Annotated in this window: 17 protein-coding genes; 9 read left to right on the top strand and 8 right to left on the bottom strand. The window is 72.8% G+C overall.

Going from position 1 to position 21568, the window contains the following annotated elements:
- Positions 1–450: 450 nt before the first annotated feature.
- Complete coding sequence (locus tag BMY40_RS25490) at positions 451–1008, bottom strand: MarR family winged helix-turn-helix transcriptional regulator (protein WP_093663133.1); 558 nt, start codon at positions 1006–1008, stop codon at positions 451–453.
- Between the two features lie 161 nt (positions 1009–1169).
- Here BMY40_RS25490 and BMY40_RS25485 point away from each other — a divergent pair, with 161 nt between their 5' ends.
- The gene (locus BMY40_RS25485) at positions 1170–2516 is read left to right on the top strand and encodes an MFS transporter (RefSeq protein WP_093663132.1); all 1347 of its coding nucleotides are present in this window, start codon (positions 1170–1172) and stop codon (positions 2514–2516) included.
- Here the strand turns inward: BMY40_RS25485 and BMY40_RS25480 are convergent.
- Entirely contained in the window at positions 2513–4285 is a 1773-nt protein-coding gene (locus tag BMY40_RS25480; protein WP_093663131.1) for a SpoIIE family protein phosphatase, read from the bottom strand. The genes BMY40_RS25485 and BMY40_RS25480 overlap by 4 nt on opposite strands.
- Before the next feature lie 181 nt (positions 4286–4466).
- Positions 4467–5819, bottom strand: coding sequence for an NAD(P)/FAD-dependent oxidoreductase (locus BMY40_RS25475; protein WP_245770321.1), 1353 nt, complete (start codon positions 5817–5819; stop codon positions 4467–4469).
- Between the two features lie 383 nt (positions 5820–6202).
- Here BMY40_RS25475 and BMY40_RS25470 point away from each other — a divergent pair, with 383 nt between their 5' ends.
- Complete coding sequence (locus BMY40_RS25470; RefSeq protein ID WP_093663129.1) at positions 6203–7069, top strand: TetR/AcrR family transcriptional regulator; 867 nt, start codon at positions 6203–6205, stop codon at positions 7067–7069.
- Between the two features lie 409 nt (positions 7070–7478).
- The gene (locus BMY40_RS29010; RefSeq protein WP_093663146.1) at positions 7479–9341 is read left to right on the top strand and encodes an NPCBM/NEW2 domain-containing protein; all 1863 of its coding nucleotides are present in this window, start codon (positions 7479–7481) and stop codon (positions 9339–9341) included.
- Between the two features lie 47 nt (positions 9342–9388).
- Here BMY40_RS29010 and BMY40_RS25460 read toward each other — a convergent pair whose 3' ends face one another.
- The gene (locus tag BMY40_RS25460) at positions 9389–11614 is read right to left on the bottom strand and encodes an asparagine synthase-related protein (protein WP_093663128.1); all 2226 of its coding nucleotides are present in this window, start codon (positions 11612–11614) and stop codon (positions 9389–9391) included.
- Positions 11615–12317: 703 nt separating this feature from the next.
- Here BMY40_RS25460 and BMY40_RS25455 point away from each other — a divergent pair.
- Both BMY40_RS25455 and lhgO read left to right on the top strand, forming a co-directional pair.
- Complete coding sequence (locus tag BMY40_RS25455; protein ID WP_093663127.1) at positions 12318–13829, top strand: NsdA family TPR-like regulatory protein; 1512 nt, start codon at positions 12318–12320, stop codon at positions 13827–13829.
- Between the two features lie 328 nt (positions 13830–14157).
- Positions 14158–15357 carry an L-2-hydroxyglutarate oxidase gene (gene lhgO / locus BMY40_RS25450; protein WP_245770319.1) on the top strand — a complete coding sequence of 400 codons (1200 nt, stop codon included), beginning with the start codon at positions 14158–14160 and terminating at the stop codon, positions 15355–15357.
- Between the two features lie 59 nt (positions 15358–15416).
- Here lhgO and BMY40_RS25445 read toward each other — a convergent pair whose 3' ends face one another.
- Positions 15417–16232, bottom strand: coding sequence for an SAM-dependent methyltransferase (locus tag BMY40_RS25445; RefSeq protein WP_093663144.1), 816 nt, complete (start codon positions 16230–16232; stop codon positions 15417–15419).
- Positions 16233–16525: 293 nt separating this feature from the next.
- On the opposite strand from BMY40_RS25445, the gene trmB reads away from it, so the two are divergent.
- The gene (gene trmB / locus BMY40_RS25440) at positions 16526–17260 is read left to right on the top strand and encodes a tRNA (guanosine(46)-N7)-methyltransferase TrmB (protein WP_093663126.1); all 735 of its coding nucleotides are present in this window, start codon (positions 16526–16528) and stop codon (positions 17258–17260) included.
- A 112-nt stretch (positions 17261–17372) separates the two neighbouring features.
- Here trmB and BMY40_RS25435 read toward each other — a convergent pair whose 3' ends face one another.
- The 3 genes from BMY40_RS25435 to BMY40_RS25425 form a co-directional block, all read right to left on the bottom strand.
- Complete coding sequence (locus BMY40_RS25435; protein WP_093663125.1) at positions 17373–18500, bottom strand: MrcB family domain-containing protein; 1128 nt, start codon at positions 18498–18500, stop codon at positions 17373–17375.
- A gap of 72 nt (positions 18501–18572) precedes the next feature.
- Complete coding sequence (locus tag BMY40_RS25430; RefSeq protein ID WP_093663124.1) at positions 18573–19142, bottom strand: hypothetical protein; 570 nt, start codon at positions 19140–19142, stop codon at positions 18573–18575.
- Positions 19133–19786, bottom strand: a complete 654-nt coding sequence (locus BMY40_RS25425; RefSeq protein ID WP_093663123.1) for an ATP-binding protein — start codon at positions 19784–19786, stop codon at positions 19133–19135. Before BMY40_RS25425 ends, BMY40_RS25430 begins: the two co-directional genes overlap by 10 nt.
- 187 nt (positions 19787–19973) lie before the next feature.
- Here BMY40_RS25425 and BMY40_RS25420 point away from each other — a divergent pair, with 187 nt between their 5' ends.
- From BMY40_RS25420 to BMY40_RS25410, 3 genes are read left to right on the top strand one after another with little or no spacing between them, the layout of a single operon-like run.
- Entirely contained in the window at positions 19974–20819 is an 846-nt protein-coding gene (locus BMY40_RS25420) for a helix-turn-helix domain-containing protein (RefSeq protein WP_093663122.1), read from the top strand.
- Positions 20819–21040, top strand: a complete 222-nt coding sequence (locus BMY40_RS25415; protein ID WP_093663121.1) for a DUF397 domain-containing protein — start codon at positions 20819–20821, stop codon at positions 21038–21040. Before BMY40_RS25420 ends, BMY40_RS25415 begins: the two co-directional genes overlap by 1 nt.
- Before the next feature lie 9 nt (positions 21041–21049).
- Entirely contained in the window at positions 21050–21538 is a 489-nt protein-coding gene (locus tag BMY40_RS25410) for a glutathione peroxidase (protein ID WP_093663120.1), read from the top strand.
- Positions 21539–21568 lie beyond the last annotated feature (30 nt).

Here is a 21568-nt window from a genome sequence, read left to right as displayed (position 1 = left end):
GGGGTATCAACATATCTGGCGTTGACTTTTGGCACGCTGTTGAGTTCTCAAGGAACGGACGCTTCCTTCGGCACCCCTATTCGGGGCCCCTCCGGGCGCTTCCCTTCGGTGTCTCCGACTCTATCAGATCCCTTTTCGGTCTCCGATCCCCGGCCGGCGGGGTCCTGCGCTTTTCCTCTCGCGCCGTTTCCGGCGCTTCCACCACCGTAGCGGATTTCCCGTCCGGCTCCTAATCGAGCCACCCGGACCCGAATTCCGGCACGCCGGAATTCATCCCCGGAAGGGATTCACACTGAGTGGGTGGTCGCCACCGAAGGCGACAGAAGAGCTGCCGGGAGAACCGTTCCGGCTCTCTGGCAACCCGGAGAACCCTACGGATCACTCCACCTGCTGTCAAGCCGCGCCCTCGACATCCTCAAGAGCGGCCGTCTCGGCGGTCCGCCCGGCCCGTCAGTCCAGGTCGCTGAGCCGGCCGCCGGCGTCCGGCTGGGCGTCCTCCACCCGGCGCAGCAGGCGGGTCAGCAGCTCTCCCAGGGTGACACGCTCCTCGCCGGACAGGTCCTGGAGCAGGTCCTCCTCGAAGACCGAGGCCATTCGCATCACCTGGAGCCACTTCTCGCGACCCTCATCGGTCAGCTCGACGATCACCCGTACGCGGTTGCTCTCGTCCCTCTCCCGGGTGACCAGGCCGGCGGTGGCCATGCGGTCGATGCGGTGGGTCATGGCGGCGGGGGTGAGTCCCAGCCGCTTGGCCAGGGCTCCCGGGCCCAGGCGGTAGGGCCTGCCCGCCATCACCAGTTCCTTCAGCACCTCCCACTCGGCGTGGTTGAGGCCGAGGGTGGCGAGCTGGCGCCCGTAGGCGACGCTCATCCGCCGGTCGAGGCGGCTGAGCGCGTTGACGATCTTCTCCACTTGGGGGTCCAGCTCGCCGTACTCGCGCTGGTAGATGGCGATCTGCTCGTCGAGCGTGGGGCCGTGGTCCGGATCCCGGGGGGGCTGGTCAGGCATGGGACCGGAGTATGGCATGAACTCGTTCGCTTCGAAGTCTTTCGCTGTGTACTCTTTAGCATCGAACTTTAGCTTCGAAGTCTTCCTTCGGGCTTCTTCCTCCACCCATGCGTTCCATCCCATGCGTGCCCCAGCGGCACCGGACTCAGAGGCAGGTGAGTGTGACCACCGCGACGGGCGCGGCGCTGCGCCGGATCCAGACGGGGAACGCGCTGAGCGCGTTCGGCAACGGTTTCACCGTCCCGTTCATGTTCGTCTACGTGGCCCAGGTGCGGAATCTGGGCGCGGCCGCCGCGGGGACGGTGCTCGCGCTCTTCGCCGTGGCCGCGCTGGTGGTGCTGCCCTTCACCGGACGGGTGATCGACCGGCGCGGTCCGCTGCCCGTCGCCGTCGCGGGAACGGTCCTGGCCTCGGCCGGCTCACTCGGCATCGCCCTCTCCGAAGGCACGGTGGCGATGTACGTGTCCGCCGCCGTCTTCGGCGCGGGCCTCTCCGTGATCCAGCCCGCGCTCGCCACGATGATCGTGTGGTCCTCCACCACAGCGACACGCTCGCGCGCCTTCGCCACGCAGTTCTTCCTCAACAACCTCGGACTCGGCGTCGGCGGACTGCTGGGCGGTCTGGTCGTGGACACCGACCGGCCGTCGTCGTTCCTGCTGCTGTTCGGGATCGAGTCGGCGATGTACCTGGTCCTGGGCGCGACCGTGGCGACCGTACGGCTGCCGGACGGGCCGCGCGTCGAGTGCCCCTCCCACGGCGGCGAGGACGGCACCGCGGCCCGGGACGGCCTGCGGGCGCTGCTGTCCGACCGGGCGATGGTGACGCTGTCCGCGCTCGGCTTCGTGATGTTCTTCGCCTGCTACGGGCAGTTCGAGTCCGGGCTGTCGGCGTACGCGGTCGAGGCCTCGCGGATCTCCCCGGCGACGCTGGGGGTCGCGCTCGCCGCGAACACCGCCGTGATCGTGCTGGCGCAGTTCGTCGTGCTCAGGCTGGTGGAGCGGCGGCGGCGCAGCCGGGTGATGGCGCTGGTCGGGCTGATCTGGACGGTGGCGTGGCTGGTGGCCGGGGTGTCCGGGCTGGTGGCCGACCGCCATGCGCTGGCCGTCGCGGCGATCATCTCCACATACGCCCTGTTCGGGCTGGGCGAGGCGATGCTGTCGCCGACCGTGGCGCCGCTGGTGGCGGACCTGGCCCCGGCCCGGATGGTCGGGCGGTACAACTCCGCCTTCGCCCTGGTGAAGCAGTTGGCGCTGGCGATCGGTCCGGCGGTGGGCGGGCCGATGGGGGCCACGCTGCACGGGCCGTACATCGTGATGCTGGTGCTGTGCTCGCTCGGCGTCACCGTGCTGGCCCTGCTGCTGGGCCGCAGGCTGACCGCCGAGCAGGACAACCCGCTGAGGGCGTCCCTGGTGGTCGCCGCCTCGATGCCGGTCCGGCCCGTCGAGGAGGTCCGGCCCGTTCCGGCGACACGGTCCGCCGAGCCGGCCCGTACGGTCCGGGCCGGTTAGCGCGGGACCGCCTCCGGGGGAAGCGCGAACTCGCACCACACCGCCTTTCCGCCACCCGGTGTGCGGCGAGATCCCCAGGCGGAGGCGATGGTGGCGACGATGGAGATGCCCCGGCCGCTCTCGTCCGCCGGTTCGGCACGGCGGCGGCGCGGGAGGTGGTCGTCGCCGTCGGTCACCTCGACGATCAGGCGGCGGTCGGTGCGGCGCAGCCGCAGGCACATCGGCGGGGTGCCGTGCTGGAGGGAGTTGGCGACCAGCTCGCTGGCGGCCAGCACACCCAGATCGTGCAGGCCCCTGGGGAACCGCCAGCTCGTCAGGACCCCGGAGGCGAAGGCGCGGGCGCGCGGGGCGGCCTCGACCCCTCCCAGGAGATCGAGCGCGGCGTTGTGGAACAGCTCCGCGTCGTGGCCGGTGCGGACCGGGTGCTGGAGGGCCAGGAGCGCGACGTCGTCGTCGTGCTCGGCGGTGATGCCCAGGGCCCGCAGGAGCCGGTCGCAGACGACCTGGGGGCTGCCGGTGGCTCCGGCGAAGGCCTCCTCCAGCACCTCGATGCCCTGGTCGATGTCGGCGTCGCGCCGCTCGACCAGGCCGTCGGTGTAGAGCACGGCGGCCGAGCCCTCGCCGAAGGGGACGGAGGCGGAGGTGTGCAGCCAGCCGCCGGTGCCCAGCGGCGGGCCGGTGGACTCGTCGGCGCGGTGGACCGTGCCGTCCGGGTCCCGGACGAGGATCGGCAGATGGCCTGCGGAGGCGTACACCAGGCGGCCCTCGTTGGGGTCGTGGACGGCGTAGACGCAGGTGGCGATCTGGTTCGGGTCGATCTCGGCGGCGAGTCCGTCGAGGAGCTGGAGCACCTCGTGGGGCGGCAGGTCCAGCCGGGCGTACGCGCGCACGGCCGTGCGGAGCTGCCCCATGACGGCGGCCGCCCGCACCCCGCGGCCCATCACGTCGCCGATGACCAGGGCGGTGCGGCCCGCGCCCAGGGTGATGACGTCGTACCAGTCGCCGCCGACCGCCGCGTCGGTGCCGCCCGGGCGGTACGTGGCGGCCACCCGGAGGTCGTCGGGCTGCTCCAGCTGCTGCGGGAGCAGGCTGCGCTGGAGGGTGACGGCCGCCTCGCGCTGCCGGCGCTCGCTGACGCGCAGCCGTTCGGCCGCCTCGACCTGATCGGTCACCTCGGCGGCGAAGACGAGGACGCCGCGCCGCGCTCCGGGGCCCTTCAGCTCGACGGGGGTGCAGGTGAAGGTGTAGTACCCCGGGCGCGTACCGCCGCCGACGGCTCCGGGGTCCCCGCCCCCTCGCCTTCCCGTCCGGCCTTCCACCCGGCGGGACTTGACCGTGCGGGGCCTGCCGCTGCGCAGGACCTGGTCCATCAGCGGCAGGAGGCCCAGCTCGGCCAGCTCCGGCAGGGCCTCGCGGGCGGGGGCGCCGGGCGCGCGGGGGCCGAAGGCCGCGGCGTAGGCGTCGTTGACGAAGGCGATGCGGTGGTCGGGACCGTGGACGAGGGCGACCAGGGCGGGGACCTGGTCCAGCAGGCCCTGCGCGGAGAGGTCCTGCGCGGGCAGGGCGTCGAGGCCGTGTCCCGTTCCCTGTCCCGCCCCCCGTCTCGCTCCCTCGGCGTCCGGAGCGGACGGCTCGCCGTGCTCGTCCCGGGCGGCCGGGACGGCCCCGGAGGGGGCCGGTGCCTCGGGCGGGCGCCGTACGGCCCTGGCGGCGAGGCGTCGTTGCCGCTGCGTGCCGGGTAGCCGGGCGCTCCAGCGCGTGAAGTTCACTGCGTGCGGTCCGATCCGATTCCGATGTTCTCGTGTCTGGTGTGTGCGTGCGGGTACGTGCGGATGCCCGTACCCGCCGTGCCGGGGGCCCGTCGCGTCGGCCGCGTCCGCCGGTGACTCTCAGCTGACGCGGGCCCACCCATGGTCACACGTCCAGTGTGACCGACGGCACCGACAGGTGTCAGGGCCCCTCGGGGTGGCGGCCGGTGCCCGCGGCGAGTTCGAACTCCGCGCGCGGGTGCTCCAGCGAGCCGAGCGAGACGATCTCACGCTTGAACAGACCGGCGAGCGTCCACTCCGCGAGGATGCGCGCCTTGCGGTTGGCCGTCGGCACCCGGCTCAGGTGGTACGCGCGGTGCAGGAACCAGGCAGGGTAGCCCTTGAGCCTGCGGCCGTACACATGGGCGACCCCCTTGTGCAGGCCGAGCGAGGCGACGGAGCCCGCGTAGGAGTGCTCGTACCGCGCCGGTTCCCGGCCGCGCAGCGACGCCACCAGGTTGTCGGCCAGGAGGCGCGCCTGGCGTACCGCGTGCTGGGCGTTGGGGGCGCACTCCGGGGCCGGCCCTCCCTCCGGGCCCCGGGCCCGGGACGATCCCGCCGCCGCCAGGTCCGGGACGGCGGCGGCGTCGCCCGCCGACCAGGCGTGTTCGGTGCCCTCGACGCGCAGGGTGGCGGTGCAGCGCAGCCGGCCGCGTCCGTCGCGGGGGAGGTCGGTCCTCTCCAGCAGGGGGTGGGGTTTGACGCCCGCGGTCCACACGAGGGTGCGGCAGGGGTGGCGGGATCCGTCGCTGAGCTGGGCGACGCGGTCCTCGCAGGAGTCGAGGCGGGTCTCCAGGCGTACGTCGATGTTGCGGCCGCGCAGTTCGCGCACGGCGTAGCGGCCCATGTCCTCGCCGACCTCGGGGAGGATGCGGCCGGTCGCCTCGACGAGGATCCACTTCATGTCCCGGGGGCGGATGTTGTGGTAGTAGCGGCAGGCGTAGCGGGCCATGTCCTCCAGCTCGGCCAGCGCCTCGACGCCCGCGTAGCCGCCGCCGACGAAGACGAAGGTGAGGGCGGCGTCGCGGACGGCGGGGTCGCGGGTGGAGGAGGCGATGTCGAGCTGTTCGAGGACGTGGTTGCGCAGGCCGATGGCCTCCTCGACGGTCTTGAAACCGATGCCGTGGTCGGCGAGGCCGGGGACCGGGAGGGCGCGGGAGACCGAGCCGGGGGCGAGGACGAGTTCGTCGTAGGGCACCTCGACGGGGCCGGTGCCGGCGTGCTCGGTGGCGAGGGTCTCGACGGTGGCGGTGCGCCGGGCGTGGTCGATGGACTTCGCCTCGCCGATGACGACCCTGCAGTGGGGCAGCACGCGGCGCAGGGGGACGACGACGTGGCGCGGGGAGATGGAGCCGGCGGCCGCCTCGGGCAGGAACGGCTGGTAGGTCATGTAGGGCTCGGGGGCGAGTACGACGACCTGTACACCCCCGCAGCCCTCCCGCGCGCGTCTCAGTTCGTGCTTCAGGCGCCGCTGGAGGCGCAGGGCGGTGTACATGCCGACGTAGCCGCCGCCGACCACGAGAATGCGCGCGGGTTCCTTCGTCACCTGTCCATGACGCACCCGCGGGCGGACGTTTGTCCACAGGTCCCGGGAAACGTATGACCGGCGGAGGGATCGGGTCCGGGGCTCGCCGGTCCGCGGTGGATGGTGGGACGGCGCAGGTCAGCGGGTGTGCGAGGGGGGTCCGGGAGGGGGTGGGGAGGGGGGCTGAACGGCGTACTCCGATCGAGGGGCGGAGGTGGCGGAACATCCCCCTTCTCTCGTGACCGGGGCTCAACTATGTTCGTAGCACGCCGGGCGAAGTCATGACCGTGTCCCGGCGGCACAGGGCGGGGGGCCTCCGGGGGGAGGCTGCCATACAACCGGGGGAACACAACATGCATATTCAGGGCATTCAGGGCTCTCGCTGGTCGACCGCCGTCGTCGCCGACTCTTCCGCGGACGGCGGGGCGGGTCCGGTGGACGGGGCGGGCGGAGGCCGCGGGGCCGCGCGTACGGCCGACGGCGGGAGCGTCAGGGGGAGCGGACGTACGGCTCCGCTGCGGGTCGACGCCCAGCGCAATCTGGAGCATGTGCTGCGCGCCGCCCGCGAGGTCTTCGGCGAGCTGGGCTACGGCGCTCCGATGGAGGACGTCGCGCGCCGGGCACGGGTCGGGGTCGGCACGGTCTACCGGCGTTTTCCCAGCAAGGACGTACTGGTCCGGCGTATAGCGCAGGAGGAGACGGCGCGGCTGACCGAGCAGGCCCGGGCCGCGCTGGGGCAGGAGGAGGAGCCGTGGTCGGCGCTCTCCCGGTTCCTGCGCGCCTCGGTGGATTCGGGTGCCGGGCGGCTGCTGCCGCCTCGGATACTGCGGGTCGGGTCGTTCGCCGACGAGCCGGAGGGTGCGGCCGGGGGCGCGGGTGCCGTCCCGGGGGGAGCGCATACGCCGCGGGGCGGTGGGCACGGACAGCCCGGGCTGCGGCTGGTGGACGGCAGGGAGCGGGGGAACGCCGGGAGCACCGGGAGCACCGAGGAGGACACGGGCGTCTCCGAACTCCTCGATGTCGTCGGGCGGTTGGTGGAGCGGGCGCAGGCGGCCGGTGAGCTGCGGTCCGATGTGACGGTCGCGGACGTGCTGCTGGTGATAGCCACGGCGGCGCCGTCCCTGCCGAACGCGGTGCAGCAGGCCGCGGCCTCGGCTCGGCTGCTCGACATCCTGCTGGAGGGGCTCAGACCGCGGCACGCGAAGCCCGTGGGGGCCTGAGGCGGGGTCCGGGGCTCCGGCCCGCGGTCCGCGAGCCCCTGTCGGCAGGTTCCGCCGGCAGACGCTGCCGGTGATTCTTTCGGCAGGCCGTGCCGGACACCGGACGGGGCCGTGCGGTAGTCGGACGCGGGCGGTGCGGCGGTGGAGCGTCGCTTTTCGGTCAGATTCGCATCGCCGCCGCTCGGCTCCCATACCTCGTGAGAACACCGCGTGCGCACCGTTTTGCGGTTTCCCACCCCGGACGGGTGATTGAGGCGCACGGCCGGGAACGCGCGGCCCTCGCCGTGACACGCTTTACCGGTGTTCGGTGGCGACTGTGTGTACGGGGGTTCTCGCTTTGGGCGCTGACGGGCGGGAGGAGCCTCGCGGTTCGCGGGACGTGGACGGAGCGGGCGGGCCTGCGGACGCCGTGCCCGGCGACGCGGAACTGGTGTCGCGGATGCGCGGCGGGGACACCGGGGCGTACGAGGAGCTGTACCGGCGGCACGCCGACGCGGTGCGCCGGTACGTACGCCACTGCTGCCGGGACGCGGCGACCGCGAACGACCTGACGGACGAGGTCTTCGCGCGGACGCTGCTGGCCGTACGCGGTGGCGCGGGGCCGGACACGGCGGTGCGCACCCATCTGCTGGCGGCGGTCCGGGACGTGGCGGCGGCCTGGACGGGGACGAGCGGCTGGGATCTGCTCGTCGAGGACTTCGCGGTCTTCGCGGCGGCGGCCGAGTCGCCGGGCGGCGGCGAGTCCTTCGGGGCGGACGCGCATGTGCGGGCCATGTGCAGGGCCGAGCGGTCCACCGCGGTGCGTGCCTTCCGCGATCTGCCCGAGCGGTGGCAGGTGGTGCTGTGGCACACCGTGATCGAGGAGGAGGCGCCGCGGGAGGTCGCACCGCTGCTGGGTGTGACTGAGGACGCGGTGGTGACGCTGGCGCAGCGGGCGAAGGAGGGATTACAGCAGTCCTACCTCACGGCGCACACCGCCGGGGCGCGGGCGGCGGGCGGCGACTGCGCGCGCCGTGCCGACCGGCTGGGGACGTATGTGCGCGGAGGGCTGCGGGCGCGGGCGGACCGGGGGCTGCGCCGGCATCTGGAGCGGTGCGCCGGCTGCCGGTCGGCGGCGCTGGGCGCCAGGGACGTCTGCGAACGGCTCCGGGTGATGCTGCCGTTGGCGGTCGTGGGCTGGGGTGCGGATGTGTACTCGCCGTATCCGGTGGTGGGTTCGGCGCAGGCGTATGCGGCACAGGTGTACGGGGTGCAGGCGTACGGGGTGCACGGCGGTGTGGAGGAGGGGTGCGCCGCGGAGGCGTACCCGTTGGTGGGCCCGGCCGGAGCGGTGGGCCCGGCCGCCTCGTCCGGAGGCTTGGACGGCACGGCCGGTGGCGGCGCCGTGTTCGACGGCCTGGGATCGACCGCGAAGGCGGGCGTCACGGCGGGGGTGATGGCCGCCGCCGTGGCCACCGCGCTGACGCTGGCGCTGGTGACCGACGGCCAGCGGCCGCGGGGCCCGTACCAGGGGCCGGGAGCACGGCCGTCGGCGGCCGGTGCGCCCGGCGGGGCGGAGACGGGAGCCGAGACGGGAGCGGGGACGGGGCGCTCGAGGGCGCAGACCGTGTTGCCGCGGGAGGCCGCGGACGGGGGGAAGGGCGTCCCGGACCGGGAGGCGGACCCGCCGGGGAGCCTCTCGGAACCGGAGCCGGGGCCAGGTGCCCCGTCCGCGGCGGGATCCGCGCAGGCGCCCGGAGCCGGGACATCCTCGGCCGGTTCCGGTCCGGTGCCCGGCGGGACGGACGGCCCGGCGGCCGGTCCGACGTCCGGACCGGCGCCCGAACCGACGTCCCGGCCGTCCGCGGCCACCGTCCACCGGCTCGACCGGCTGCCCCGTGGAGGCGGTTCGGACGGCCCCTACGTACGGGAGGGCAGCAGCTGGCTGTGGCAGCGCTCGGAGCTGCGCGTCAACGGCCGGGACCGGGGCTACGGGGTGACGGTGTCCGCCCGCTCCTCCGTGACGGTCGACCTGGGCGGCGCCTGCACCTCGTTCGACGCGCTCGCCGGGGTGGACGACCTGACGGCGCTGCGGGGCGCGGTCCGGTTCTCCGTGCACGGCGACGGGGTCCGGCTGTGGGAGTCGGGCGTCGTCCGGCGGGGCGAGGAGCCGGTGCCGGTCCATGTGCCCCTGGCCGGGGTGCGGACGCTCCGGCTGGTGGTCGAGCCGAACGGCGTGCTGGACTCGGCGGTCATGGCGGACTGGGTCCAGGCACGGTTCGGCTGCCGCTGACCCGTCCCGCGGCCGGTGCCCGCGAGCCGGTCCGGGCGCGGACCGGCTCACAGACTGGGGCGCTGCGGTACTCCTCCGGCCACCGCGCGCCGGCGCTCGGTGGCCGTGCCCGTCCAGCAGCTGCCCCGGCGGGCCAGCAGCCGGCGCAGCCAGACCTCGGTGGAGACCAGTTCCGCCAGCCCGTCCAGCGGCAGCGATTCGCCCTCGGCCGCGGCCCGCAGGGCCTTGCGGACGACCCGGGCCTCCACCAGTCCCGCGTCGGCCAGCAGGGGCGCGTCGAAGAGGTCGATGAGGTCGCCGACGCGGGACCGCAGCCCGGTCCGCGCCGCCGCCGTGTGGGTGGCACGCGAGGGGGTGCCCCAGCCGGGCGGCAGTTCGTGGACGCCCGCCCCCGCCAGGACGGCGCGCAGCACAGCCGCCCGCGCCCCCGGCTGTACGCGCAGCGCCTCGGGCAGGGCGCGGCAGGCGCGTACGACCTGGTTGTCCAGGAAGGGCGCGTGCAGCCGCTGGCTGCGGACCTCCGCGGCCTGTTCGAGTATCCGGTGGTCGGCGGCCAGCCGGGCGAGCGCCGCCCGCGCCCGCCGCTCCCCCGGGCGTGTGCCGGACTCCCCGGGCAGCGGGCGGAGGGCCGCCTGCTCCAGCCGAATCGATACTTCGGCCAGCACCTCCCCCGTCAGCCAGCGTGCGGCCGGTCCCGGGCGGCACCAGGCGAGGGCGGACAGCGAGGCGTCGAGCACCCCGGCCCCGGGCTCGTGAGCCGCACCGCCCGCGCGACCCGCACGACCCGCGCCCCACGCGCCGCTCGTCCCCCACGCTCCCGCGCCCGCGCCCGCCCCGCTCCCGGTGACGTCCCGCTCGCGCAGCCGCCGCGCCGTCTCCAGCACACCGTCCCGGTACGGCGTACGGGCCAGCCTCCGTGCCGCGCGGTAGACGGTGAGCGGCACGAGCACCGAGCGCCCGGTCGCGCCCTCCGCCTTCGCCAGCGCCGTGACCGGCCTCAGCAGATGGCGGCGGCGCCGGTCCAGCAGCAGGTCCGCCAGCCGTGCCGGGTGCGCGTCGAGCACCTCGCGGGCGCCGTATCCGGACAGGTGGTCCGCGCTGCCCGCCGCCAGGCGCCGCCGGTGCCGCTCGGCGACGACCAGCGAGGGGCCCGGTTCGTCGGTCAGCGGCCCGTCGGCGAGCGGGCCGCCGTCGGGGCCCGCGTACGGCAGGGCCTCCTCGCCCGCGGCGACGACGACGTGGTGCAGCCGGGGGTTCTCCGCGATGCTGCGGGCGCGTTCCAGTTCGGCCTCGCGTCCCGAAAGCGGGTCCAGTGTGAGGTCGTTGAAGGTGACGGCGAGCAGCCGCTCGCCCGCCGACGTACCCGGTGTGCCGTACATCGTGCCCGGGACGCCGGGCAGTCCGGCGGCCAGCAGCGCGAGCGTCGCCGACGCGCTGCCGCCCGACAGGTCGGCGCCTATGCCGGGCGCGGGGCCCCTGGCCCGCCCGCCCCCCGGGCGGTCCGCGCGCCGCTGGGCCGGTCCCATGCCGGGGATCGGCCCGGGGTCGAGGCTGCCGAGGTCGGGCACGGGCGCGTGGCGCGGGGCGGCCAGCCGCACCCGTACCGCCTCCACCAGAGCCTCGCGCACCCCGGCGACCGCCGCCTCCGCGTCCACGGGGGGCGCGGCGACGACGGTGGGCACGGCGGGTTCGTAGCTGACGGTCTCGCGGCTGCGGCCGTCGCGCATGACCAGCGCGTGGCCGGGCGGTACGCGGCGCACCCCCGCGTACGGCGTGCCGTCGCCGAGGGCCTCGGGTGCGTCGGGGCAGGCGAGCAGGGCGGCGAGGTGTCCGACGTCGAGCTGCGCCTCGATCAGGTCGGCCAGCGGCAGCGCGGCGGTGGCGTAGGCGGTGCCGCCCGCCCACGGGGTGTGGAAGACGGGCCGGGCGCCGGCGAGGTCGGTGGTGATGGTGACGCGGCGGCCGACGCGTACGACGGCGGTGTAGCTGCCGGGCCAGGCGGTCAGGTGGCGCAGGGCGCCGCCGCGGGCGGCGAACAGTCCGATGCGCAGTTGTTCGTCGGAAGCGCCGCAGGAGCCCAGCACCGCGAGTCTGCCGCCGCCGTCGGCCTCGACCAGGCGCACCTCGTCGGGCCGCCAGTCGCCGACCGCCCACAGCGGGTCGGGGCCGTCCCACAACTGCCGCGCGCCCACCGGCTGGATCGTCTGCCCCGGTCTGGCCGCGCCGCCCGCGCCGGAGGCGTGGTCTGCGGCCCATCCCACCAACCACCGCATCGTCGCCTCCGCATGGCCCCGTGACTCGGTAACTCGCCGTCGGCGGCGGCCGATCGGTGGCGGGTCACCGTCGGCAGCCGTCAACCGCCGTCGCTGCGGACCATGCTGCCACGGGATGGGCGTACGGGAGGCGCAGGGGGACGCGGACACACGGAAGTCGGCGCCGGACCCCGGCGCCGTACCGGTCCGCCGGACGACTCCGCCGGGAGCGGCGTCATTCGGCCAAATATTTGCCGTGAGATATGCCTAATGAATCATCTTCGGCATCTCGTCGGCGCGCTGTCGGCACTTCACCGGCACTTCGCCGGCAGTCCGGGAGGCTTCGTCACCTCCCGGACCGGACCGCCGTCCGCGGGGAATGGGACGACGGCATTCCCCCAGCCCACCGGTACCAGTGCGGTGGGCCGACCCACGCAGCACCCATGGAAACGCCTCCCCCGCGGGCCGCACAGAGCGCACGGGCGGGCGCATCGGCACACACCCGGAGCACACGCCAGGGGAGCATGCGCGGCGCGGCCCGGAGCGTCCGTCGGCGCCCCGCACGCCGTTCGCGCGCCGCCGGTCCGCGTTCCGCGGAGCCTGCACGAATCCCGCCATCCCGGAAGACGGCCCTTAACGGTAGGGATGCGGCGAACTACGCTGGGTTGACGAATGCCCCGTGTGCGCGGCACGGGGTGGCCGTCGGTGTGTGTCAGGGGTGCGCATGTCCAGGGAGCCACGCGGGCCGAACGAGAAACTCGGTGCCGTCCTCGCCCTCGCCGGAATCAGCAACGCCGGGCTCGCCCGCCGGGTCAACGATCTGGGCGCGCAGAGAGGACTGACCCTCCGCTACGACAAGACGTCGGTCGCCCGCTGGGTGTCCAAGGGCATGGTGCCGCAGGGCGTGGCCCCCCATCTGATCGCCGCCGCGATCGGCAGCAAGCTGGGGCGTCCCGTCCCGCTGCACGAGATCGGCCTGGCGGACGCCGATCCGGCCCCGGAGGTCGGTCTGGCCTTCCCCCGCGACGTCGGCTCGGCCGTGCGGTCGGCCACCGAGCTGTACCGGCTGGATCCGGCCGGGCGGCGCGGCGGGGGCGGGGGCGTGTGGCAGTCGCTGGCGGGCTCGTTCTCGGTGAGCGCCTACGCCGTGCCCACCTCGCGCTGGCTCATCAAGCCCGCCGACAGCTCGGTGGCGCGGGACGCGTCGGCCCTGACCGGGACTGCCGGAATCGTCCCGGCCGGGCCCGGGACCGCGGGTGCGGGCCCGCTGCCCGGCCCCGCCGACGAGCAGCGCCCGTACCCGCCCGCCCTCACGTCCCTGCGCGTGGGCCACAGCGATGTGGCCAAGCTTCGGGAGGCCGCGCAGGAGGCCCGGCGCTGGGACTCCAAGTACGGCGGCGGCGACTGGCGTTCGTCGATGGTGCCCGAGTGCCTGCGGGTGGACGCCACCCCGCTGCTGCTGGGTTCCTACAGCGACGAGGTGGGGCGCTCGCTGTTCGGCGCCACCGCCGAACTGACGCGCCTGGCCGGGTGGATGGCCTTCGACACCGGTCAGCAGGAGGCCGCGCAGCGCTACTACATCCAGGCGCTGCGGCTGGCCCGGGCGGCGGCGGACGTGCCGCTGGGCGGGTACGTGCTGGCGTCGATGTCGCTGCAGGCAACGTACCGCGGCTTCGCCGACGAGGGCGTGGACCTGGCGCAGGCGGCGCTGGAGCGCAACCGCGGCCTGGCCACGGCCCGCACGATGAGCTTCTTCCACCTGGTCGAGGCCCGCGCCCTGGCCAAGGCCGGCGACTCGGCGGCCTGCGGCACCTCGCTGGCGGCGGCCGAGGGCTGGCTGGAGCGTTCGCGCGACGGCGACCCGGACCCGTCCTGGCTCGACTTCTACTCCTACGACCGCCTCGCCGCCGACGCCGCCGAGTGCTACCGCGACCTGAAGGCCCCGCGCCAGGTGCGCCGCTTCACCGAGCAGGCGCTGTCGCGGCCGACGGAGGAGTTCGTCCGCTCGCACGGGCTGCGGCTGGTGGTGTCGGCGGTCGCGGAGCTGGAGTCGGGCAATCTGGACGCGGCCTGCGCGGCGGGCACGCGGGCGGTGGAGGTCGCCGGGCGGATCTCCTCGGCGCGGACGACCGAGTACGTGCGGGACCTGCTGCACCGGCTGGAGCCGTACGGCGACGAGCCGCGTGTGGCGGAGCTGCGGGAACGGGCCCGCCCGCTGCTCGCCGCGCCGGCGTGACGCGGCGCCCCGCCCCGCCGCGCTCACCGCACCCGCCCCATCCGCCTCGCCTGCCTCCTCCGCCTCCTCCGCCTCGCTCGCGGGGCCGGGGAGGCCCGGCGGGCGCCGTACGCCCGGTACGTCGGGTGCGGGCGGTGCGCCCGGGGGCGGGCCGGGCGGGCCTCCCCCATGATCCGTTCACATCTCCGGCGTGCGGCCGGACGGTTGTCCGCCGGCGGTCCGGGCCATGATGGAGGACGTGTCCACTGTCTCCTCGGCCGCCTCCTCCCCCTCCCCTTCCCCGTCCGGCCGCGCGCCGGCCGCCCGGCGGGCGGCGTACGACTGCGACGTGCTGGTGGTCGGCGGCGGGATCGTCGGCCTGTCGACGGCATACGCGCTCACACGCGCCCGGCCCGGTACGCGGGTGGTGGTGCTGGAGAAGGAGGCCGGCCCGGCCCTGCACCAGACCGGCCGCAACAGCGGGGTGATCCACAGCGGCGTCTACTACCGCCCCGGTTCGCTCAAGGCCCGCTTCGCGGTGCGGGGCGCGACGGAGATGGTCAAGTTCTGCGCCGAGCACGGCATCGCGCACCGGGTGACGGGGAAGCTGATCGTCGCCACCGAGCGCGCGGAGCTGCCCCGGCTGCACGCGCTGGTGCAGCGCGGCCGGGAGAACGGCATCCCGGTGCGCGAGCTGGGCCCGGCCCAGATCGCCGAGTACGAGCCCCATGTGAACGGCCTGGCGGCCATCCACGTGGCCACCACCGGCGTCTGCGACTACGGCGCGGTCGCCGCCGAGCTGGCCCGCCTGGTGGAGGCGGCCGGCGCCGAGGTACGCCACGGCGCCGAGGTCACCGCCGTGGACCGCCGCCCGGGTGTGGGCGTGGCCGTCCGTACGGCCGCGGGCGCGGTGGTGCGGGCCCGCGCCATGGTCAACTGCGCGGGGCTGCACTGCGACCGGGTGGCCCGTCTGGCGGGCGACGCGCCGCCGGTGCGGATCGTGCCGTTCCGCGGGGAGTACCACGAGCTGGCCCCGGAACGCGGCTCCCTGGTGCGGGGCCTGGTCTACCCGGTGCCGGATCCGGCGTTCCCGTTCCTGGGCGTCCACCTCACGCGCGGCATCGACGGCTCGGTCCACATCGGCCCCAACGCCGTGCTCGCCCTGGCCCGCGAGGGCTACCGACGGCGCACCGCCGACGCCCGCGACCTGGCCGGGACGCTGGGCTGGCCCGGCTTCTGGCACATCGCCCGCCGCCACTGGCGCTACGGGGCCGGGGAGCTGCGCCGCTCGCTGTCGAAGGCGGCCTTCACCGAGGCGGTGCGCCGGCTGCTGCCGGAGGTGGAGGCCGCCGATCTGCGCCCCGCCCCGGCCGGGGTGCGGGCCCAGGCGGTCGGGCGGGACGGCACGCTGGTCGACGACTTCCTGATCACCGAGGCCCCGCACACCGTCCACGTCCTCAACGCGCCCTCCCCGGCGGCGACGGCGTCCCTGCCGATCGGCCGCGAGGTGGCGCGGCGGGCGCTGGCGGCGCTGGACGCCACCCGCTGAGGCCCGCCCGGGCGCGGCCCCGCTGTCCGGAGCCGCGGCCGTTCGGGGCCGCGGCGGCCCTACGGCTTGCGCGCGAGCCCGCCGTACACGGCCGTCTCCGGTCCGGGCTCGCCCTCCGGCCGCCACCGCGAACACGAGACGACGCCGGGCTCCAGCAGCTCCAGCCCCTCGAAGAAGCCCTCGATCCGCTCGGGGCTGCGCGGGGTGTAGGGAGTGGCGGTGCCCCGGGCGTTGTGGTTCTCGATGGCCTGGACGTAGACCGGGTCGGCGGTGGAGCCGTCGTTCAGGCCGAGGAAGCTGCCCGGCGGCAGGGCTTCGACCAGCCGCCGCACCACCGCGCGGGCCTCGTCGTAGTCGGGGACCAGGCCCAGGATGCCCATGAGCATCAGCCCGACCGGGCGCGAGAAGTCCAGCGTCCGCGCGGCCTCGGCCAGGATGCGGTCGGGGTCGCGGACGTCGGCGTCGACGTAGTCGCACGCGCCCTCGGGGGAGCTGGTGAGCAGGGCGCGGGCGTGCACCAGCACCAGGGGGTCGTTGTCGACGTAGACGATCCGGGACTCGGGCGCGGTGCGCTGGGCGACCTCGTGGGTGTTGTCCCTGGTGGGCAGGCCGGTGCCGATGTCCAGGAACTGCCGGATCCCCTCCTGCCCGGCCAGGTGCGTCACCACGCGCCCGATGAAGGCGCGCGAGGTGCGGGTGATGTCGCGCATGCCGGGGAAGGCCGCCAGGACCTTCTCGGCGGCGTCCGCGTCGACCTCGTAGTAGTCCTTGCCGCCCGCCAGGTAGTTCCAGATCCGGGCCGAGTGGGGCCGGGAGCTGTCGATCCCGCTTCCGCCGCCCGGCCGCGCCGTTCCGTCCGCCGTTCCGTCCGCCATCCCGTCCGCCTCCTCGGTGCCGATCGTGAGGGGCACACGATCCCACACCGTTTCAGCCCCCACCCACCCCCGGGCCGCGGTGGGATCCTCCCCGGTCCGGCCCTCCGCTGCCGCCGGGGTCCGCGGCCGGCGGCCGTAGACTCGTACGCACTGTGTCCGAGAAAACCCCCCAGCCCACCGAAGTGGCAGAAGCACCCGAAACGCACCCCGGAGCGCGCGGAGCGCTCGCGGCCCCCGCCCCGAACACGCAGAGCGTCCAGGGCTCACAGGGCACGCGGAGCGCGCAGAGCGCCATGTTCCCCGACGGCACCGGCCCCTCCGCCAACCCCGCCGGGGACCGCCACGAGCGCCGCATCCGCAGCTTCCAGCCGCGCCGCAGCCGCGTCACCGCCGCCCAGCGTGACGCCCTGCTGCGGCTGTGGCCGGAGTGGGGCGTGGAGATCGACGGCGACCGCCGCCTCGACCTCGACGAGCTCTTCGACACCCTCCCGCCCGGCTCGCCCGTGGTCCTGGAGATCGGTTTCGGCATGGGTGAGGCGACCGTGCGGATGGCCGCCGACGATCCGGCCACCGGCATCCTCGCCGCCGACGTCCACACCCCCGGCCAGGGCAACCTGCTGGGGCAGGCCGAACGGGAGGGGCTGTCCAACGTCCGGGTCGCCAACGGCGACGCGATCATCCTGCTGCGCGAGATGCTCGACCCCGGCTCCCTCGCCGGGATCCGCGTCTTCTTCCCGGACCCGTGGCCCAAGAAGCGCCACCACAAGCGCCGCATCATCCAGCCGGAGTTCGTGGAGCTGGCCGCCTCCCGGCTGCGGCCGGGCGGACTGCTGCACTGCGCCACCGACTGGGAGCCGTACGCCGAGCAGATGCTCCAGGTCCTCACCGACTGCCCGGCCCTGGAGAACACACAGCCGGACGGCGGCTTCGCGCCGCGCCCGGACTTCCGGCCGCTCACCCGCTTCGAGCGGCAGGGCCTGGACAAGGGCCACGTCGTCCGCGACCTCCTCTTCCGCCGCCTCCCCTGACGGGGCCCGGCGGCCGGGCGGGCCCGGCCGCAAGGCTCCCGAAGCTCTGACAACCAGTGTTGAGCGAAACCTTCTACGCAAGGGCCTCAGCACGTTCAGGTCGAGCCTGAAGTTAAATTTCAGTTAGTCCCCATTTACGCGCCAGGGCTGACCCCTCCCAAGCGCCGCTAGCGGCCTTCCATATGGAAGCGATCCCCTGACTTTCCAGATACTCGGCGAACACGCCGATGCTCTCCGTAAAAAGCCCAACCAAGCCAAGCTCCCCCTCTCCCTTGGAGTGGAGGAAGTATCTGTACTCAAGGAGTTGCCCTACCGCCTCCCTGACAGCCTTCGTCGGGTTTCCATCCTTGATCACCTTGGCCTCAACTAGCCACTCTTTACCCAACTTCTTCAAGACAAGATCACGTGGATGCATTCCCACAGTTATGGGCGTAAAGCCGCGCCCCTCAATATAGAGTGCGAAGCTATTGAGAAGTACCTCGTGACTCCTGCTTCTATATTGCACGCGCCTCTTTATTTCCACTACGTAAGAACCGCTATCCTTGGGTTTGAAGCCTTCAAGTCCTTCTACTTCCACGGCGGGATCATGCTTCGATTTCCCCTGGTAGTTGACGTGCAGCCGCTCTGACTCCTGATGACGCCAGAGGTCTCGTTCGATGCTCGCCGCATAGCGAAGAATCTCGGCAGCGCGCCAGAGATCGCCACGCAGAACCTCTTCCATCGGCATGTCCAGTATGCGATATCTGCGCGCCAGTACGTTTCCAGCCTCATAGGCCCGCGGACGCCAATCCTTCGGCCTGGCCTTCAAGTCAAGATGCGGATCCCAGCCTGCAATGATGCCTGCGGGAATGTGATCACGAATCTGGCGAGCCCTGTCACTCACCACCTTACGCAACTCACCACCCCTCCCCAATTTACTACCATTTTTTCCTGATTCGGCAAGCTTCTCGATCCCTTGCTGGATCGTCAGCGACACAGATCCCATATCGGAGGCATAGATGTAGGCCAAATAGAGACCTTCCCTAGAGTCATCACTGACTCTAGGGTCAAAGACACCAATCCATGGCGAAAGAGCGGCGGTCCCCTTTCCTCCGTTTCCTTCCATCCTGAGCCCGCGAGGAAGTCTTATTTCCATCTTGCTGACCTTGCGCAAAAGTTGCTGCCCCGGAACGTCCTTGCCTGTCCCGGCGGTTCGGTCGTACCGCTCCGCGACCTGTATGAGCAACTGCCGTATGTCCATGCGCGGATACTGGCAGCCTCATGTTCACCTAGGCACACAGGAAGCGCACATCATCGCGAAGGGAAGACGCGCTCAGTCAACTTTCAGCCCCGGACAGGAAGCCAAGAAGCCAGCGATCTCCCATGCTTCGAAGGCACGGGTGCACCTCAGTTGGTCGTACGCCCGCAGGTCACTGTCCGCGACGTTCTCCTCGCCATCTAGGAACCGCTGAGACTCTTCCTTCCAGCGAGCCTCAAGGCATCTCGCCGCACGTACCAACTCATCAAGGCGTGCGAGCCCCGTCGACTCTCTGAGTACGGCATCGGTGGCGAAGTCCTCCCGGAGATCTGCCGCGTTCCGGCCAATCCGCTCCAGAAGCTGCCGCACTGCGCGACTTCCCCTGAGTTCCGGAGCAGGAGCCACTTCTCTCCAGTGAAGAGGCGTGGAGGAGACGGTGACACGCTCGGTGATCACGACAGTGATCAGGAAACTGTCATCTCGCCGGCTCAGGGGGATCAACTCCTGAACGGCGACGCCATCCAGGAGGCCGTTGTTCTGAGCTGTCATGACAAGGGGGACGAGGTCACTCGAGTCCCACTGTCCCGGGTCAACTCCCCCCAGCTCTGCCACGACGTCCGAAAGCGTCTCATCCGTCAGTTCCACCGGCTGGTCTCCGCCGTCATCGCCTCGAAACGCGTCTGGGCGTGGTCGAGCGCGGTGTCCGGGTCGTGGCCGTGGGCGCTCAGCCAGTGGAGGACATCGGCGATCAGCCGGACGGCCGCGTCCTCGGTGACGGCATCGCCCAGACGGCCGGACGTCGGCTCCGTGCGGCCGTAGAGGTTGAGGAGAACGTCCGCTCCAACGGGGCGCGGGTTTTCGGGCAGGTGCTCCGGGGCACCGGGGACGGTGTCCAACTCGCACCACGTGACCTTGCCGTCCGCGTGGAGGGCGACGCCCCAGTCGGCGGCAATCGCGTCGAGCAGCGCCATGCCGCGTCCCGACTCCGCCTCTTCCAAGGCCGAGAGAAGGACGGGAATCCGGTGGGGCTCGGGGTCTGTTAGCTCGATACGCAGGCGCCACCCGTGAGCCGAGAAGCGCAGTGTGATCGGCGTGCCTTCGCCGATGTGCAGGATGACGTTCGCGACCAGTTCGCTGACGCAGAGCTGGGCGGTGTCGGCGAGGGCCTCCAACTCCCACAGCTCAAGGTAGGAGCGGGTCAACCGCCTCAGGCGCGAGAGCTCCTCGGGCCGTGCCAGGAGAGGAACGGTCAGCCCGCCTCGCGGTACCGCGCACTCGTTCTTCAGCATGCCTGCGACCTTTCCGGGATGCCGTCGTTGCTCTCTCAGACTGACACTTTCATTCTCTTTATGAAACTCTCATCCAGTATCGACGGAAGCGTTCTCCAAACCGCGCGCCCCCTGGCGCACGCCGTGGTTGCGCCCGCGTGGCCGGGCCGTGCAGGCTCTGGGGGATCGACAGAGGAAGGCCTTGACCATGGCTGCTGGACCGACGACCCGACGCCGTCAACTGGGCGCCGATCTCCGCCGCCTGCGCGAGCGCAAGGGCCTCACGCTGGAGGAGGCGGGCACCCTCGTAGGCGTTTCCAAAGCGACACTGAGCCGCTATGAGACCAAGGAAGGTCCGGTCAAGTGGCCGGTCGTGGACGCGCTCTGCCGCCAGTACGACGCCACCGACGAGGAACGCGAGGCACTGGTCGAGCTGGCCAAGGGCGCCAAGATCCAAGGATGGTGGCGCTCGCTCGCCGACCCCATCCCGGAGTCGATGAACCTCATGCTCACGCTTGAGGACGAGGTCGTACGCGAGGACCACTACGCGAGCGTCTACGTTCCCGGTCTCCTCCAGACCCGTGCCTACGCCGAGGCCGTACACCGTGCCTCTGAGATGCGCTGCACGGAGCAGGAGGTGAAGCACATGGTCGACATCCGCATGAAGCGGCAGGAGTTGCTGAGTCGGGAGGAGCCGCCGCACATCTGGGCGGTGGTCGACGAGGCCGTGATCAGGCGGATGGTGGGCGGACGCGACACCATGCGAGAGCAGTTGCGGCACCTGCTGACGTGCGCCGAGTCTCCTCACATCACAGTGCAGATCCTCCCGTTCGCAGCCGGAGCGCACGCGGCCGCGGTGGGGAGTTTCGTGGTGCTGGGCGGTCCCACACCCGCGCTGGATGTGGTCTATGTGGACATCCTCGGCGGTGGCCTGTTCATGGAGAAGCCGGAGGAACTGGAGCGCTATAGGTTGGCGTTCGAATACCTGCGAGCGCAGGCGCTGGACATCTCGGCGTCGGCGGCCATCATCGAGCGAGCCTGCGAGGAGCTTTGATGCGACGGCAGTCCATAGACGGCTGGACCGAGTGGTTCAAGTCCTCCCACAGCGGCGGCAGCGGGACCGAGTGCGTGGAGGCGGCGTACGGGCCGGGGAGCGTGGCGGTGCGGGACGGCAAGGTGGCGGGCGGGCCCGTGCTGAGGTTTCCGGCGGGGGCGTGGGAAACGTTCCTGGAGGGTGTCAAGGCTCACGGCGGGCGCGGACGCGAACTCTGCTAGACAGGGCGCATGAGCCTCTACGACATCCCCCTGCGCACCCTGGCCGGCGAGCCCACCACCCTCGGCGAGCACCGGGGCAAGGTGCTGCTGATCGTCAACGTCGCGTCCAAGTGCGGGCTGACCCCGCAGTACGAGGGCCTGGAGCGGCTGCAGAAGAAGTACGCCGACCGCGGGTTCACCGTGGTCGGCGTGCCGTGCAATCAGTTCATGGGCCAGGAGCCCGGCACCGCCGAGGAGATCGGGACGTTCTGCTCGGCCACCTACGGCGTCACCTTCCCGATGCTGGAGAAGACCGACGTCAACGGGGACGGCAGGCACCCGCTCTACGCCGAGCTGACGAAGCTGGCCGACGCCGAGGGGCAGGCCGGGGACGTGCAGTGGAACTTCGAGAAGTTCCTGGTCGCGGCGGACGGCACCCCCGCCGCCCGGTTCCGCCCGCGCACCGAGCCGGAGGCGTCGGAGGTCGTCGCCGCGATCGAGGAGCGGCTGCCGGCCTGATTCCGGTGACTGTTCGCGGCCGGCCGTGAA

The sequence above is a fragment of the Streptomyces radiopugnans genome (assembly GCF_900110735.1).
Classification (GTDB): domain Bacteria; phylum Actinomycetota; class Actinomycetes; order Streptomycetales; family Streptomycetaceae; genus Streptomyces; species Streptomyces radiopugnans.
Note: the sequence above shows the minus strand (reverse complement) of the source record. Positions and strands in the feature narration are given on the sequence as shown.

What these genes read in the sequence shown, in the direction of transcription:
- BMY40_RS25490 (WP_093663133.1), bottom strand. Translation starts at nt 1,008, where the DNA reads ATGCCTGACCAGCCCCCCCGGGATCCGGACCACGGCCCCACGCTCGAC.
- BMY40_RS25475 (WP_245770321.1), bottom strand. Translation starts at nt 5,819, where the DNA reads ATGTACACCGCCCTGCGCCTCCAGCGGCGCCTGAAGCACGAACTGAGA.
- BMY40_RS25470 (WP_093663129.1), top strand. Translation starts at nt 6,203, where the DNA reads ATGCATATTCAGGGCATTCAGGGCTCTCGCTGGTCGACCGCCGTCGTC.
- BMY40_RS25460 (WP_093663128.1), bottom strand. Translation starts at nt 11,614, where the DNA reads ATGCGGTGGTTGGTGGGATGGGCCGCAGACCACGCCTCCGGCGCGGGC.
- BMY40_RS25455 (WP_093663127.1), top strand. Translation starts at nt 12,318, where the DNA reads ATGTCCAGGGAGCCACGCGGGCCGAACGAGAAACTCGGTGCCGTCCTC.
- BMY40_RS25445 (WP_093663144.1), bottom strand. Translation starts at nt 16,232, where the DNA reads ATGGCGGACGGAACGGCGGACGGAACGGCGCGGCCGGGCGGCGGAAGC.
- trmB (WP_093663126.1), top strand. Translation starts at nt 16,526, where the DNA reads ATGTTCCCCGACGGCACCGGCCCCTCCGCCAACCCCGCCGGGGACCGC.
- BMY40_RS25435 (WP_093663125.1), bottom strand. Translation starts at nt 18,500, where the DNA reads ATGGACATACGGCAGTTGCTCATACAGGTCGCGGAGCGGTACGACCGA.
- BMY40_RS25425 (WP_093663123.1), bottom strand. Translation starts at nt 19,786, where the DNA reads ATGCTGAAGAACGAGTGCGCGGTACCGCGAGGCGGGCTGACCGTTCCT.
- BMY40_RS25420 (WP_093663122.1), top strand. Translation starts at nt 19,974, where the DNA reads ATGGCTGCTGGACCGACGACCCGACGCCGTCAACTGGGCGCCGATCTC.
- BMY40_RS25415 (WP_093663121.1), top strand. Translation starts at nt 20,819, where the DNA reads ATGCGACGGCAGTCCATAGACGGCTGGACCGAGTGGTTCAAGTCCTCC.
- BMY40_RS25410 (WP_093663120.1), top strand. Translation starts at nt 21,050, where the DNA reads ATGAGCCTCTACGACATCCCCCTGCGCACCCTGGCCGGCGAGCCCACC.